General features: G+C 56.2%; 11 protein-coding genes. 3 read left to right on the top strand and 8 right to left on the bottom strand.

Annotated elements, in window-relative coordinates:
- Positions 1 to 21 precede the first annotated feature (21 nt).
- Positions 22 to 2,301, bottom strand: a complete 2,280-nt coding sequence (locus tag BQ8290_RS11810; RefSeq protein ID WP_108790571.1) for a ComEC/Rec2 family competence protein — start codon at positions 2,299 to 2,301, stop codon at positions 22 to 24.
- Positions 2,302 to 2,378: 77 nt separating this feature from the next.
- Between BQ8290_RS11810 and gltX the strand changes: the two genes are divergently transcribed.
- Together gltX and BQ8290_RS11800 are read left to right on the top strand one after the other, a co-directional pair.
- A complete protein-coding gene (gene gltX / locus BQ8290_RS11805) occupies positions 2,379 to 3,818 on the top strand; it encodes a glutamate--tRNA ligase (protein WP_108790570.1) in 1,440 nt (479 codons plus the stop codon).
- Between the two features lie 42 nt (positions 3,819 to 3,860).
- The gene (locus BQ8290_RS11800; protein ID WP_108790560.1) at positions 3,861 to 5,147 is read left to right on the top strand and encodes a citrate synthase; all 1,287 of its coding nucleotides are present in this window, start codon (positions 3,861 to 3,863) and stop codon (positions 5,145 to 5,147) included.
- A gap of 155 nt (positions 5,148 to 5,302) precedes the next feature.
- Here BQ8290_RS11800 and BQ8290_RS11795 read toward each other — a convergent pair whose 3' ends face one another.
- The 4 genes from BQ8290_RS11795 to BQ8290_RS11780 all read right to left on the bottom strand — a co-directional run bounded on the left by BQ8290_RS11795 (position 5,303) and on the right by BQ8290_RS11780 (position 9,516).
- Positions 5,303 to 6,706 carry an ATP-binding protein gene (locus BQ8290_RS11795; protein WP_108790557.1) on the bottom strand — a complete coding sequence of 468 codons (1,404 nt, stop codon included), beginning with the start codon at positions 6,704 to 6,706 and terminating at the stop codon, positions 5,303 to 5,305.
- 9 nt (positions 6,707 to 6,715) lie between these two features.
- Positions 6,716 to 7,729, bottom strand: coding sequence for a hypothetical protein (locus BQ8290_RS11790; protein WP_108790554.1), 1,014 nt, complete (start codon positions 7,727 to 7,729; stop codon positions 6,716 to 6,718).
- 90 nt (positions 7,730 to 7,819) lie between these two features.
- The gene (locus tag BQ8290_RS11785) at positions 7,820 to 9,076 is read right to left on the bottom strand and encodes a hypothetical protein (RefSeq protein ID WP_337661364.1); all 1,257 of its coding nucleotides are present in this window, start codon (positions 9,074 to 9,076) and stop codon (positions 7,820 to 7,822) included.
- A 116-nt stretch (positions 9,077 to 9,192) separates the two neighbouring features.
- On the bottom strand, positions 9,193 to 9,516 hold the full coding sequence (locus BQ8290_RS11780; RefSeq protein ID WP_108790548.1) for an Hpt domain-containing protein: 324 nt from the start codon (positions 9,514 to 9,516) through the stop codon (positions 9,193 to 9,195).
- Between the two features lie 70 nt (positions 9,517 to 9,586).
- Between BQ8290_RS11780 and BQ8290_RS11775 the strand changes: the two genes are divergently transcribed.
- Complete coding sequence (locus tag BQ8290_RS11775; RefSeq protein WP_108790539.1) at positions 9,587 to 12,166, top strand: ATPase; 2,580 nt, start codon at positions 9,587 to 9,589, stop codon at positions 12,164 to 12,166.
- A gap of 4 nt (positions 12,167 to 12,170) precedes the next feature.
- Here BQ8290_RS11775 and BQ8290_RS11770 read toward each other — a convergent pair whose 3' ends face one another.
- The 3 genes from BQ8290_RS11770 to BQ8290_RS11760 are packed head-to-tail and all read right to left on the bottom strand — an operon-like array spanning position 12,171 to position 14,987.
- Positions 12,171 to 12,461 (bottom strand): DUF1467 family protein, encoded by a 291-nt coding sequence (locus BQ8290_RS11770; RefSeq protein ID WP_108790536.1) that lies wholly within the window; start codon positions 12,459 to 12,461, stop codon positions 12,171 to 12,173.
- Complete coding sequence (locus BQ8290_RS11765) at positions 12,461 to 14,152, bottom strand: ribonuclease J (protein WP_337661363.1); 1,692 nt, start codon at positions 14,150 to 14,152, stop codon at positions 12,461 to 12,463. The genes BQ8290_RS11770 and BQ8290_RS11765 overlap by 1 nt, the downstream gene beginning before the upstream one ends.
- Positions 14,153 to 14,195: 43 nt before the next feature.
- Positions 14,196 to 14,987 carry a type III pantothenate kinase gene (locus BQ8290_RS11760; RefSeq protein ID WP_108790532.1) on the bottom strand — a complete coding sequence of 264 codons (792 nt, stop codon included), beginning with the start codon at positions 14,985 to 14,987 and terminating at the stop codon, positions 14,196 to 14,198.
- Positions 14,988 to 15,030 lie beyond the last annotated feature (43 nt).

The following is a 15,030-nucleotide window of genomic DNA, read 5'->3' as shown; positions in this document are numbered from 1 at the left end:
GACGATCGGCGTCACTGCACGTCAATCGTCCCCGCCCAACCACCATCCATGCTCGCCCTGCCCCGTGGCGACCGACGTGATCTCTTGATTGGCGAGGTCGATAGACAATCCGCCGCTTTGTTCCAGCATATTGCGGTCCGCTTTCAACCAACGCGGTGCACACGAATAGGGCAGATATCGATCAGCAACAACGATGTCCGCCCGCTCACACGCAGCGGCTAAAGCGCGTTCTTCCACCAATTCGCGATTGCGCGCGAGTAAGAGCGACCATTGTCGCCCTCCCCGATCCAGCGTGATGACGCAAAATTCGGTTGAACATTGTGCTCCTTCCCAATCCGCCATCGGCAAAGGATCGCTGGTAACACTCGACATTTCGAGCAGATTGTCGCGCGAATAGGATGATCTGCTGTCCCGCAAGGAAAGCAATCGGCGGCTGCCATCTTCATCCGTCATTGTGATACCGACATGGCGTCCTTCGCGTCCGATCAAAACATCTGGAATAGGCGTCATCATCAACATGCCGGTCGCGATCACCGCTGGTACAAAGCCAAGCAATCTTGCCCTTCCATTCCAAAGCGCGAGCCACAATCCGCCCAACACGAATAGGCCGATTGTTACCGTGCTCATTTGCGGCATCAATTTGACCGCACCGGGTTGCGCCGACGTGAAATGTGCAATGCCCAGCAACATGTTGAGTGATGCTTCCACCACCCACCAAAACGGTTTGCCCAACCCAATCAAATCAAACGCCAATGCAACAGCGATAAGAGGCATCGATATGAAGGTAACCAAGGGGATCGCGATGACATTGGCCAAAGCGCCGTAAAGCCCCGCGCGGTGAAAGTGGAACAGCACAACGGGCATCAACGCAATTTCAATCACCAACCCAGTCACGAACAACATAAAGATATTGCGACCGGTGCGATGGAACCACGGCTCCTCGCGCGGGGCGAGGAAGGCTTTCACTGGGCCGCTCGTATGCAAAGCGACAATCGCGAGAACGGCAGAGAAACTCATTTGGAAACTGGGCCCAACGACGCTTTCGGGCCATAACATCAGGACGAAGATCGCCGCGACTGCCACCATGCGCAGAGACAAAGCATCGCGCCCCATGGCCAGAGCGATAAGCACAAGCATTGCGGCCACACAGCTGCGCACGGTCGGCACTTGGGCCCCGGTCAATAGAGTGTATCCAATTCCCGCCAACGCACCCGCAGCGGCGGCCAAGACTGGCAATCGCACCCGCAAAGCAAGGCTGGGAAACAAAGCCAACAATTTGATCGCCACGAAATACACAGCCGCGATAACCGCGCTAACATGAAGCCCGCTAATCGCGAGCAAATGGGTTAGTCCGGCATCCCGCATGGCGTCTTCGTCGGCATCACCAATGGCACCGCGATCGCCGCTGGCAAAGGCGGCAGCGATAGTCCCCGCCCCGCCATCCACGCGGCTGCGAACATGGGATGATAACGCCCGTTGCGCAGCGACCATTCCGCTAGCTTTGGGCGCGGGTTCAACAATCTCAACCGCCCCCATCACGCTGCCGGTGGCCGCTAACCCTTTGAACCATGCTGCACGCGCAAAATCATACGCGCCGGGCAACATCGGGCTGGCGGGAGGCATCAATCGCGCTCGCAATCGCACAACGGCGCCTTCTGCTAGGGCTTCATCGTCGAAAGTCTTGCCAACGCGCTCACCGGCATCAGCCACCGCCTTTTCCAATGTGTCCAGCGGCACATTGACACGGATCTTGCGCCCTTGGCCCGTTTCCGCATCGCGAACGGCCAACGTCAGTCGGATCCGTTCTTGCGCGGGTTGATCATCGCGCTCCAGAATGTAACCCTGAACGCGTTCTATGGTGGGCCTATCCAATGCCTTCGCGCCGACCATTTCGGACCGTATCCAAATGACGCAAATTCCGGCGGCAAATACCAACGAGCACGCAATCAAGGCCTGCCGGACTTGCCCTCGCTCCGCTTTGTCCCGCCAAATGGCGATAGCAAACAGCGCAGCAAGCAAGCTGAGGCCGATTGCTCCCATCCATTGCCAAGGTGTCTTAAGCGCAAACCATGCGAGGATGCCGGCCGCAAAAATCACCGCGAGCCATGGTGCTCGGTCAAAGCCAGCCTGCGATAAAAAACGTTCGACAGCCCCTGCTATTCCTCGCCCTGCGCTGGACAAGCCGTCGACCCTTTGCCACAGGCGCGGGGTAGCCCTTTGGGGTGTGGCCGGATCGTTCTCATGATCAGCATCGGTGCTGTTCGGATCGCCGGCAATAGGAATAATCGGCGTATCAGCCATTGGCCATGTCCCTTTGGACCCAACACCATTGGGCTAGGCCGGGTTCGGTTTGCTAAGTGAATAGGAAATAACAGCTAATGGCAAGCCCACAGGCCAAAACTGCAACCGGAAACGCTGCCGGAACCGTCGTCACCCGCTTTGCGCCGTCACCCACTGGATTTCTGCATATCGGAGGCGCGCGCACCGCGTTGTTCAACTGGCTGTATGCACGCCATCACGGCGGCAGAGCGCTGCTGAGGGTCGAAGACACCGATAAGAAACGGTCCACACAAGACGCTATCGACGCGATCCTGGATGGGCTGGATTGGCTTGGGTTGGATTATGATGACGCGCCGACATTCCAATCGAAACAGGCCGACCGTCATGTCGAAGTCGCCAACAAACTGCTGGCTGCGGGCCATGCCTATAAGTGTTTTGCCACGCCCGAAGAATTAAGCGCGATGCGGGAGCAGCAAAAGGCCAACAAGGAGCCCATGCTGTATGATCGCCGCTGGCGCGATCGCGACCCATCCGAAGCGGCGAACGGTGCACCCTTTACTGTCAGGCTGAAAACGCCGTTGTCGGGTGAGGGAACAATCCACGACGAAGTGCAAGGCACTGTTTCGGTGAAGAATGCCGAACTGGACGATTACATCATTCTGCGCGCCGATGGGACGCCGACATACATGTTGGCGGTTGTGGTCGACGATCACGATATGGGCGTTACGCATGTCGTGCGCGGCGATGATCATCTCAACAACGCCTTTCGCCAATTGCCGATCTATCATGCGATGAACGATATCGAAGGCGACTGGCCCGAACCCACATACGCCCACATCCCCTTGATCCACGGAGCAGACGGAGCAAAACTGTCTAAACGGCACGGCGCGCTTGGCGTGGAAGCGTATCGCGATGACATGGGTATCCTTGCCGACGCATTGTTCAACTATCTGCTGCGACTTGGATGGGGCCACGGGGACCGCGAAGAGATCAACCGCTCCGAAGCGATCGAACTGTTTGACCTATCCGGGGTGGGCAAAAGCCCATCGCGATTTGACCTCAAAAAGCTCGAGAATCTCAACAGCCATTACATCCGCGAAGCCGATGATGCGACGCTCGCCGCCCTCGTGTTACCACGTATAGAGGGGCCGTCGGATATTGGCCTCCTAACGCGAGCGATGCCGGTTCTTAAAACTCGGGCGAAGAATCTCGATGAACTTGCTGATGGTTCGACCTTTTTGTTCGCGCAGCAACCCATGTCGATGACCGAAAAAGCGGCTAAATTCCTCGATGACGATGCCAGAACGCGGCTTAACGCCATATCAAAGGCTCTTGAGGCCGAAAATAACTGGACAATCGACGCTCTCGAAGCCACTACCAAATCGCTTGCCGAAGAACTCGAACTGGGTTTTGGGAAGCTGGCACAGCCAATGCGCGCTGCGCTCACTGGGACAACAACGTCACCGGGAATTTTCGATGTTCTTGTCCTTCTGGGACGGGAAGAATCTCTGGCACGGCTTAACGCACAAGCGGCGTAACAACCGAATTCCAGAAGCACACAATTGGGCAGGAGACACACCTTGGCAGACAAGCAAGCCAAACTCGAAATTGACGGGCAAACACATGAGTTTCCCGTGCTCGAAGGCAGCACCGGCCCCGATGTGGTCGATATTCGCAAGCTTTATGGCGCGACAGGCAAATTCACATTTGACCCTGGCTACAAATCGACGGCGAGCTGTGAAAGCGCGCTGACCTATATTGATGGCAATGAAGGCGTGCTGCTCCATCGCGGTTATCCAATCGGGCAATTGGCCGAACATTCCTCATTCATGGAAACGTCGTACCTGTTGTTGAACGGCGAATTGCCAAGCAGTGATGAGCTTTCTGAATTCAACCACACGATCACGCGACACACAATGCTGCACGATCAATTACGCCAATTTTATCAGGGTTTCCGCCGCGACGCGCACCCTATGGCGATCATGTGCGGTGTTGTGGGCGCTCTTTCGGCGTTTTACCACGACAGCACCGACATTTCTGATCCAGAACATCGCAAGATTAGCTCGCACCGTTTGATCGCAAAAATGCCGACGATTGCGGCGATGGCGTACAAGTATTCCATCGGTCAACCGATGATGCAGCCTGACAATTCGCTCAGCTATACGGGCAATTTCTTGCGCATGACGTTCGGCGTTCCTGCCGAAGAATACGAAGTGCATCCTGCCATTGAAAAGGCGATGGATCGGATCTTTATCCTTCACGCCGACCACGAACAGAACGCCTCGACATCAACGGTGCGTTTGGCCGGTTCGTCGGGTGCCAACCCGTTTGCCTGTATCGCTGCGGGCATCGCCTGTCTTTGGGGTCCGGCGCATGGCGGCGCTAACGAAGCCGCTCTCAACATGCTGCAGGAAATCGGTTCGCCTGACAAAATCCCGCACTACATTGAACGTGCAAAGGATAAGAGCGATCCGTTCCGTCTGATGGGCTTTGGTCACCGCGTTTACAAAAACTACGATCCGCGTGCGACAGTGATGCAGCAAACATTGAAAGAAGTGTTTGAAGCGTTGAAGGTCGACGATCCCGTGTTTGAAACCGCGCTGCGGCTTGAAGAACTCGCGCTCAACGATGACTATTTCAAGGAAAAGAAGCTGTTCCCGAACGTCGACTTCTATTCCGGCATCATTTTGTCGTCGATTGGTTTCCCAACCACCATGTTCACCGCCCTCTTCGCCCTCGCCCGCACCGTGGGTTGGGTCGCACAATGGAACGAAATGATCTCCGATCCAGGTCAGGTTATCGGCCGCCCGCGTCAGCTTTACACCGGCCCGACGCAGCGCGATTACGTTCCTGTCGGAAACCGTTAATTCGAAATTTGATCGACACGATCTAACGCCGAATGCAATAGGGCGATCCTACTTCTGCTGCCGCAGAGTGTTAGGATCGCCCTTTGTGCATTGTGGGTTAGGATAGATGATTGTCGGCATCGCCAATAGGTGTGCCCATAGGGTGCGTAGCGGGATTAGCCTCGCGGCAATGTTAGCCTAAATTCTGCACCGCGCTCATCGTCAACACGGTCCGATTGGACGACTTCAAGATCGCCGTCCATCGCCAGCGCCAATCGTCGCGATATATAAAGGCCTAGGCCAGAACCGCTGTCGTTGCCGCCGTCAGAATCGCGCCCAAGCCGTTCAAATTTATCAAAAATTCGATCCGCCTGATCGGTTGACACTCCTGCCCCTTGATCAATTACGCGCAGATCGACCGGGTCATCACTTTCCGCGCCAACCGCAATGGTCACAACGCTGTTCTGCGGCGAGTAAGCGATCGCATTGCCGATCAAATTGATCAGGATCTGTAAGACGCGCCGGAACTCTGCAATGGCGATGACCGGGGCATCGGGCTTCGTTATGTTCAAAGCAATCCCGCGATCCTGTGCGCGCACCCCCAATATGCCTGCCGCACGCGACGCCGCGTCGCCAAGGTCAACCGCCTCTTGAGCCGTAGTAAAGCCGGGGGCTTCGACAACTTCCAAATCCGCTAGGTCATCCAACATGCCCGAAAGGTGCTGTCCTGCCGCGGCGATGTTTCCGGCATACTCGCTGTATTCTTCGCGCAAGGGCCCCGCCAATCGAGTGCGAATGGTCTCAGCGTTCGCGATGATCCTTGCGATGGGCTGCCTCAAAACCGGTGTGAGAGCGCTGCCAATCAATTGCGATTGCGCCGAACTGTGCTCATCGTGGTCTTCGGATGACTCCGAATTCAGCGGCTCATCGGCCAGCATCAGCAATTCAAACCCACGCGGTGCGGCGCTGGCCGGGCCAAGGGGGATCAATCGCACTCTCCACCGGCGGTCGGACCCATCGAAAGTGCAATAGACCCCATCTAGCAAGCGCCAATGCATTGGTTGATGATGGGCCACGCCGCTCAATTCGACATAGTCGGTCCACACCTTGCACGGTGCCGCCGCAATCGCGTCTTGGAACACGCTCGCATCCGCCGCGCCCGACGTCACAAATTGAACCTGTTGCCGCGCATCCAAACGCGCATTGATTTCGGCCGCAGCGCGATCAATGGCATCAATACGATCGGCAAGATCGCGCGAATTCACTTCCGGTTGGGGGGCGCGTTGCCAGTTCTCGACCAACACCTCACAGCCGCCGCCATGTTCATCGCTAAGCGGATGAACGCGGACAAAGCCGCTGACCATCTCTGTACCGTCATAAGCCGTGAATTCACGCGCGATGCGCAATCCCATCTCGCGCCCTTGCCGCACGAGATCGAGCAATTCGGGCACCGCTAAAGTCCCCGGTATGGAACCGCCACAACTTTCGTGCAGCTCCGCCAACGGCTCATCCGCCGTCAGCAGCCGATCTTGATCGTCGGTCAGGCCCCGTGCGGCCAATAGAGATTGTTGCCGGTTCATCGCGCTGTCTTAGCCTACACCGTGGCCAAAGGCGGGAACATACGACGCATCTCGGCCTGCCAGCAATTCTTGCGCGCGCTCAGGCGCCATTGCGCCAATGCCATGTGGCAACATTTCGCTGGGTTCGATCAATAGGAATTGCCGCTCAATTGCCTCCACCTGCATCCCCGCCGCCCTAAGGCTTAGTGCAAGACGCGCTGCCTGCCTTTCGTGACAGGCTAGTACCGCCAGATCGCGGGGTTGCCGCGTTAGGGTCGCTATCCCAGTTGTGAAAAGAGCCAGACCTGCGTGATCCAAATCCAGCGCCGCAACCGCCCCACCCCGCATGGAAGAGACGAGCCGAGCCAACAGGCCCAAACGCCCTGCGCCTTCGTCATATTGGGACTTCTGCGCCTTCATCGCCGCGGCAATGCACTCTGCTTCTGTCACTCCGACTCCCGCCGAAACGGCTTTCTTGAAACGTTTAATCGTGGTGGCGAATAGGTCGGCAGGCAATTCGCCTATGGGCAATTCCATGCGCCGTTGGCTTTGTGCGAAGCGTGACTGCGCCGCCAGAGTCGTCATCGCCAATTCGGCGATGGCCGCTTGGTCAGACGCGATCAATTCCTGCAAAAGCGGGCTAAGCACCGGATCGACCGATGATCTTTGTTCCAAACGCTCGGTCAAATGGCCTTCCATGGCCAACGCGTAAAGATGGTTGAGCAGGCCCGCGTCTCCGGCCAAGTGATCGGCAATCCGATCGACCGTAGAGTTATCAAGATTCCCGCCCAAAACGGTTGCGGCAACCGCGTCGTATCCGCCAACTATCGGGTCTTCATCGGCCCCTGCAGCGCTTGCTGTAATCAATTGGCGGGCCAAGTCCGTCAACATTCCGCGAAGGCGCGCAACGATAGCATCGCTCACCAATGCATGGCCCGAACTTTCCAGCATATGCGAAATTACAGGCGCAACACCGCTCAACGCGCGATTGCCGCGCGCCAATTCATCCCGCAGGATCGCCTCAACGGCCGGTGTTTCGGTCATATCTCTAGCCACTTCGCCCATGCAATAGCCTTTACAAGAGCTATGGTTAAGCCCCGGTTAGCCGAGCAAATTTAGCCAAAATCGATTGTTCTATCGCCGCAACAGCATTTGGATCAGTGCTAGAACGGCGAACCCGGCAACGGCTTCTGGCAAGTATCCAAGCACCTCTGCCAGCGCGAATCCCGCAAAATGAGTGGTGCGATCCTGCCAGAATGCCGTCATTGGCTTAAGCGAAATCGAAAGATCGGATTGCTCCGATTTGCCCCGGTCTTTCGCTGAAACGCCTGCCAGATACGAAACGCCAATGGCCATGATTGCTATGGAAACCGTAACTACAGGGTTGGTCCCAATACCCATCGCCAAGATAAGCGCCAAGATGGCCAATCCGTCGATCAGGACGGGCAGCCATTGACCGTATCGCTTGGTTTCGTTCTGTCCCCACAAACGATCGCGGAGCCCCGACCAGTCCACACTTAACGCACCCCCAAACGCCGCTAAGGCCACCACTCCAACGCCCGCAGCTCCGTAACCAAGCCCTGTAAGCCCTACCCCTAACGCGGCGAAAAACGTGCCAGTCACTGCAGTGATTTCTGGCCCGTTATCCAGCCACTTGGGCGCGATTCGGCGCGTTAAAAGGGTCGCCACCGCTTTGCCAGGGCTCGTCCACGGCGGTTTTGCCCCGCTGTCATGGATCAAGGCGGCTTCTCTATCGGCTAGAGTGGCGAAATCATCCACCACCATCCAACGCCCCGATGTTAGGCCAGTTTCGGCCATGGGACGGCATTCAACCCGCGCTTGCAATGCCAATCGCAACAACATCGACATCGCGTCGCCATCCGGGGGTAAATCGGCAAGTTGATGCACCTGACCTGCGCGCATCACTGAAATTCCGGCCCAGTGCCGATCCCGATCAATTCTCTCAAAATCCTCTGGGTTGGCCTCCACCAATGCGTGCCCCGCCGGCAACGTCGCAATTCCTTTGCGCAGATTGATCACGATTGGATCATTCGGGTCGGAATTCTCGGAAATGCAAAATTCTTCTGTCACCGCGCGATCGGCGAGCAAGCCATCTGCGAACATGATCAAGAGATCATCGGCCCGAACCAAACTCACCAATTGCAAATTGTTGCGGATTGCGTGGAATTCTCCGCCGTTATCCTCGACCAATTTTTGGAGCGAGAGAAGCGTGTCAGTCGGCGCATCGCAGAAACAGAGGAACCGTTCGCATCCCATCGCCGTCGCAGCATCGATCTGCCACGCCAACACGCTGCGCCCGGCCAACATAGCATCGGCGCGCAATGCGCCCGATGGCATTCGTTTGGTTGCAGCAAGTAATGCGGTGCGCAAGGGCGATGTTCCAATGCAAATTCACAGCCAGAACCGGCCGTGACTGCGTTAGCTACGCCCGCACAGTGCCTCGCATCAAGCGTTGCACAACAGGAAACCCCATGATTTTGCGATGATCAGGTGTGCAAAGACGCCGAAGGCTTGCCAGAAAACCGGGCCAAAACAGTTTCGATTGAACGAATTGCCGCGGGCTCACCCGGTGCCGAATCCAATGCATTGTCCGCAGCGATCAACAATTCCTCTGCGTGAAAGCTCGCGGCCAGCCCTTTCAGGCGCATCGCTGCAACAGTCCAATTGCCATCGCAACGCGACCGTTTCAGCAAATCCAATTGCTTCTCGGCGCTTTCAACAAACGCCACCCGCAACTCTCCCAAAAGCGCCGGATCATCTCCAGCAGCCGCAGCGAGGGTCGCGTCTAAGTCTCCGCTTTCATAAGCCATGACAGACGTCATACGAGCTTGAGAGTTAATGCGGGGTTTATCCTAGACGCGGCTGTGGTATCTATGGCCCATGTCGGGTGGACAACATATCAGGGCCGTAGGGCCAGACGCCGCGCAAAACGCGCAATCCAAAACTCTGGGCGAAGGCGATTTGCCGTCCGATGGCGACGGTCAAGAATTGACCGATGCCATTGAAATGGATGGTGAATTGGACCTTAGCGATTACGATATCGAAGAGGCTTACGAACCTATCGATAGCCGATTTGCATGGGTTGCGCCGACAATCGCGATTGCGTTGATCGCGGGTTGGACCGCTTTGTACGGTTGGGCGATGCGCGATCAATTTATGGCCGCAGCGTCCGCTGAACCCGCGCAATGGACCCGTTGGATCATCGATTGGTCGGTTCCAGTATTGCTAGTCGGCGTGGGCTGGTTGTTGACCCTGCGACATTCCCGCGCAGAGGCGAAACGTTTTGCTGAGACGGCCGCTATGCTGTCGCAAGAGAGCAGTGAGTTGGAGACGCGTCTAACCGTGGTCAATCGAGAATTGAGCCTCGCAAGAGAATTCTTGGGAGCGCAATCGCGTGAACTGGAATCGCTTGGCCGGGTGGCGAGTGAGCGCATTTCAACCCATGCCGGAGAACTCCAAGACCTGATCAAATCAAACAGCGCGCAGGTCGATTCCATCGGCAGTGCGAGCGAAACGGCCTTGGGCAATATGACCCGATTGCGTGATGATTTGCCCGTGATCGCCAACTCCGCACGCGATGTGTCGAACCAAGTGGGCAATGCAGGCCGAACGGCCCAAGATCAGCTTGATAAATTGGTGACTGGCTTCGAACGGCTCAACCAATTCGGCAAAGCGAGCGAGACACAAGTTACTGCATTCGAAACGCGTGTTTCTGAAACCATGGACGGCTTTGAATCGCAGATGAAGCGTGTGGAAGAGACCATCGGCTCACGCCTCGAAACGGTGAAGTTGCAGGCCGGTGAATATCGCTCTGAGGTCGAAGATGCTGAAAGCCGTGCCTTGGCCGCGTTGAACGAACGCATGACCATGCTTCAAACCGAAGCGAAAGCCATTTCGGGTAAGTTGCGAGAGGCAGAAGTCGGCGCAATCAGCCAGTTGGACGCCTCGCGCAAACGGTTCGAAGCAGACATGACCGAAACGGTCGAAATGCTCGATCGTTTGGACAAACAGGCGGTGACCGTCTCACAAGAACGCGTCAAAGAACTGCACGATCAAGCCGAGCGCGTTGATCAGGCGCTTTCCGCAAGGGATCGCAAATTCCACGAAGAAACCGGGCAACGCCAAGAAGAATTCGACACTCGCGAAGCGCAGGCCAGCGAAGTTCTGGCGCAACGAATGGCCGACCTCGATGACGCAATGGCCGAACGACGAGAGGCGCAAACACGCGAAACAGAGAAACTCGTCGCGCATAGCAGCGCGATGGGCGAGCAATTGGACACCTTGCGAACGCTGATCGCTGCAATCACTGCCGAAGGGGAGACAGCGCGTCATGGCCTTGAAACGGGCATTGGCGCATTGGGCGAACAATTGTCGGAAAAACGCGAAGCATTGGGCGAGACCGAGAAGCAGCTCGATGCATTGACAGAATCGGGCATTCGCTTGCTTGAGATCATTCAATCTGGCGCCAAACACAGCCGCGAAGATCTGCCCGAAGCGATCGAAGGCGCCTCAAGCGCGTTGGGCTCGGTCGAGCAACGCGCCGCTGCATTGTCGGGCATGATGTTCGCCACCTCTGGCAAGGCTGGAGAGCTGGGCAATTACTTGGTCGAAACACAAAGCAAAATTGAACAGGCCGACACGTCCATCGACGCGTTGCAAGCCAAGCTTTCGGAGCAATCGGAAGATACCCTGGCCAAACTTCAAGGTTTGCGCGGTGGCTTTGCGCAATTGTCCGAGCAAAGCGACACCTTCGCCGGCTCTTCCCAAGATGCGTTGCGCGAAGCGCTCGGCTCGCTCGAAAATGCCACGAAATCCGCATTTGCAGCGTTGGAAGACGGCGCGCGTGAACGGGTGGGTGGTTTGGCAAACACCATTTCGAAAGACGCCGTCGCGGAATTGGAACGGTCACTGCGCAACGACACCGCGGAAACCGTTGGCAAACTGGAACAAGCCGCCGCCCATGCATCCGGCGTTGGGCGTGAGGCAACAGTTCAGCTTCGTGACCAATTGGCCAAGGTCAACGAATTGACCATCAATTTGGAACAACGGATCGAACGGGCCAAAGAATTGTCGCAAGAGCAAATTGGCAATGATTTTGCGCGCCGGATGGCTCTTATCACCGACAGCTTGAATTCAAATGCGATCGACCTTGCCTCTGCGCTTTCCACCGATGTCACAGACACAGCGTGGGACGCGTATCTCAAAGGGGATCGCGGCATCTTCACGCGCCGCGCGGTTAGCTTGTTGGATAGCGGCGAGGCTAAAGAAATCGCTGAACTGTATCAAACAGACGAGGCGTTCAAAGCCAATGTCAGCCGGTACATCCATGACTTTGAAGCGATGTTGCGGTCGATGTTGTCCACCAGAGACGGCAACGCATTGGGCGTCACCATTTTAGGATCGGACATGGGCAAACTCTACGTGGTGCTTGCCCAGTCAATTGAGCGTTTCCGCCAATAACCGCTTACTGTGATTGTTCTGCGATGGTTGGTCGCTCGGGGAAAATGTTGATGTCATCAACTCCGATCCAACCATATTCGAAGTTCAGAACGAACAATGTCGTCAACACAATTGCGACGATCGTCGCGCGCACCAAAATTCGAGCGGGGCGAAAGTTGACGGGCGCGCTTTCCGCTTGGCCGGGCACTTTCTCAACGCCAGCTTCATCCGCGGTGCGCACGCCAAATGGCAGCATGACAAACGCGGTCATCACCCAAAACAGAAAATAAACCGCCAAGATCGACGTGATCTGCATTACCGATTGGCTCCACCGCTTTGCGCGTTGCCCAATCCGGGCATCACAACGCGAACCTGTGGGCTTTTGCCAGACCAACGGCGCGCAGCGCGACGCGCGGCCAAACGTGCCGCCTCGTGCACGACGGCAGGATCGCTTGCCTGATGCCCTTTCAGTTTGCCGATGGCTTTGAGGATGTCGCTTTGTGCCTCTTCGATGAATTCAGGCATGTCTTCATCCAATGGAAGGCCTAGCACTTCTAGAGCGGGGCTTTCACCGCGCGCCAACACAACGACAATAACGCCCTCACCCGCAATCCGGCGGCGCATTGCAACAGCCTCTCCATCAGCGGGGGAAATAATGTCACCATCGAGCACCAAGCGGCCATGGCGGACTTCAGCGATCTTGCCGGGATCTCCGGGTGCGAGCCGCACGATGTCACCGTTTGATTGAACGATGCTTGTAGGGATGTCGCATTCATGGCCAAGACGGGCTTGTTCGCGCATGTGACGCATTTCACCATGCACAGGCACGAGGATGTCGGGTTTGAGCCAATCGTAGAGCGCGACCAACTCTGGGCGCCCAGGATGGCCGGAAACATGGATCATACTTTGGCGATCGGTCACCATCTCAATACCGCGACGCGACAATTGATTTTGCATCTTCCCGATGGAAATTTCGTTTCCGGGAATTTGTCGCGATGAGAACAATACCACGTCGCCGCTCACCAATTTGAGCGGGTGGTTGTCATCCGCTATCCGCGCCAGCGCCGCACGCGGCTCTCCTTGGCCACCTGTCGCGATAATCATCACTTCTCCACGCGGCAATCCCATCGCAGTGTTGAAATCGACCGGCGTTGGAAAATCTTCGAGGTATCCATTGTCCTGTGCCACTTCGATGATGCGATCCAACGATCGGCCCGCAACACACAATTGGCGGCCATTTTCACGCGCCACCTCGCCCAATGTCTGCAATCGCGCGACATTACTGGCAAAGGTTGTCACCAACACTCGTTTCCCCCTGTGGCGCGCCACCTCCTCCATCAATCCCTTATGGACTGCGCCCTCTGATCCGGATGGATTGGGGTTGAATACATTGGTGGAATCACAAACCAGCGCGTGAACGCCCTCTTCGCCAACCGCCCTCAATTCATCTTCGCTGGTTGGCTCGCCGATGATTGGATCTTCGTCCAATTTCCAATCGCCAGTGTGGAACACCCGGCCATAAGGCGTATCAATCAAGAGCGCGTTGCCTTCGGCAATAGAATGGGCAAGCGGCAAATAGGTGATGGAGAACGGGCCGAGGTCCACCTGCCCTCTTTCGCCATGTTCGCTCTCTTCAATGATGTTGAGCTCTACTTTACCCAACAACCCGGCCTCTTCGAGCTTTCGCGCAACAAGATCGGCTGTAAACGGCGTCGCATAAAGCGGGACGCCCAATTCGCCGGCGAAATACGGAACCGCGCCGATGTGATCCTCATGCGCGTGGGTCAAGACAATGCCGAGCAGATCTTTGGTTCGGTCTTCGATGAATTCCAAATCTGCGAATACCAAGTCAACGCCGGGGTATTCGCCGCCGGAAAACGTCATACCAAGATCCACCATCAACCATTTGCCGTCACAGCCATACAGATTGACGTTCATGCCAATCTCGCCGGACCCTCCCAATGCGAGGAACAGCAATTCGCTTTCTGGTTTGTAGTTCTTTTTCACAAATTCTCTTGTTTTTCAAATAGGATAAGGCCGAATGAAGAGATCATTTCGATGCCTGTTGCGCCAGGAATGCTAGCCCATCGATGGTCAATTCCGCGTCCACTTCATCAAAGATATCGGTCGCGTCGTTGAACAGTATGGCGAGACCGCCGGTTGCGATAACCTTTGCTGGGCGGCCGATCTCCGCCTTCATTTTCGCGACGATACCTTCCATCATCGCGACATAGCCCCAAAACACACCGATCAACATCTGATCTTCGGTATTGCGGCCGATCACGCTGTTGCTTTCGGGAGTGCGTATGGCGATGCGCGGCAGTTTGGCCGTTTTCCCAACCAATGCGTCCAACGACAGATTAATGCCGGGTGCGATCGATCCGCCTTTATAAGTACCGTTGAAATCAATCGCTTCAAATTTGGTTGCTGTCCCAAAATCGACGACGATCAAATCGCCACCATATTTCTTCTGAGCAGCCAAAATATTGAGAGCTCGATCCGCGCCAAGCGAGCTTGGCTGATCAACATCGATTTCAAATTGCCATGCCGCTTTGCCCTCACCCGCTTTCAACGGCGTGAGGTTGAAGTATTTTTGAGCGAGGACGGTGAGGTTGTGGTCCGCCCGGGGAACAACCGAAGCGTAAATGAGGTCAGTGATATCCTCGCGTGCGACCCCTTCTATGGTCAGCAGTTGGAGCAGCCAAACCGCGTATTCATCGCCTGTACGCCGAGGGTCCGTCGCAATCCGCCACCGCGCGCGCGAGGTAAAACCGCCGTCGCCATCGGGTTCGAACAACGCGAACACTACATTGGTGTTTCCGACATCAGCGGCCAGCAACATGGGCGCTCTCCTTAAAAACAGTCCATACCGAAACGGACAGAAT

It is taken from the genome of Erythrobacter sp. Alg231-14, assembly GCF_900149685.1.
GTDB lineage: Bacteria > Pseudomonadota > Alphaproteobacteria > Sphingomonadales > Sphingomonadaceae > Erythrobacter.
The sequence above is the reverse complement of the archived record's forward strand: the minus strand, read 5'-3'. Positions and strand labels throughout refer to the sequence as shown.

What these genes read in the sequence shown, in the direction of transcription:
- BQ8290_RS11810 (WP_108790571.1), bottom strand. Translation starts at nt 2,301, where the DNA reads ATGGCTGATACGCCGATTATTCCTATTGCCGGCGATCCGAACAGCACC.
- gltX (WP_108790570.1), top strand. Translation starts at nt 2,379, where the DNA reads ATGGCAAGCCCACAGGCCAAAACTGCAACCGGAAACGCTGCCGGAACC.
- BQ8290_RS11795 (WP_108790557.1), bottom strand. Translation starts at nt 6,706, where the DNA reads ATGAACCGGCAACAATCTCTATTGGCCGCACGGGGCCTGACCGACGAT.
- BQ8290_RS11790 (WP_108790554.1), bottom strand. Translation starts at nt 7,729, where the DNA reads ATGACCGAAACACCGGCCGTTGAGGCGATCCTGCGGGATGAATTGGCG.
- BQ8290_RS11780 (WP_108790548.1), bottom strand. Translation starts at nt 9,516, where the DNA reads ATGGCTTATGAAAGCGGAGACTTAGACGCGACCCTCGCTGCGGCTGCT.
- BQ8290_RS11775 (WP_108790539.1), top strand. Translation starts at nt 9,587, where the DNA reads ATGTCGGGTGGACAACATATCAGGGCCGTAGGGCCAGACGCCGCGCAA.
- BQ8290_RS11770 (WP_108790536.1), bottom strand. Translation starts at nt 12,461, where the DNA reads ATGCAGATCACGTCGATCTTGGCGGTTTATTTTCTGTTTTGGGTGATG.
- BQ8290_RS11760 (WP_108790532.1), bottom strand. Translation starts at nt 14,987, where the DNA reads ATGTTGCTGGCCGCTGATGTCGGAAACACCAATGTAGTGTTCGCGTTG.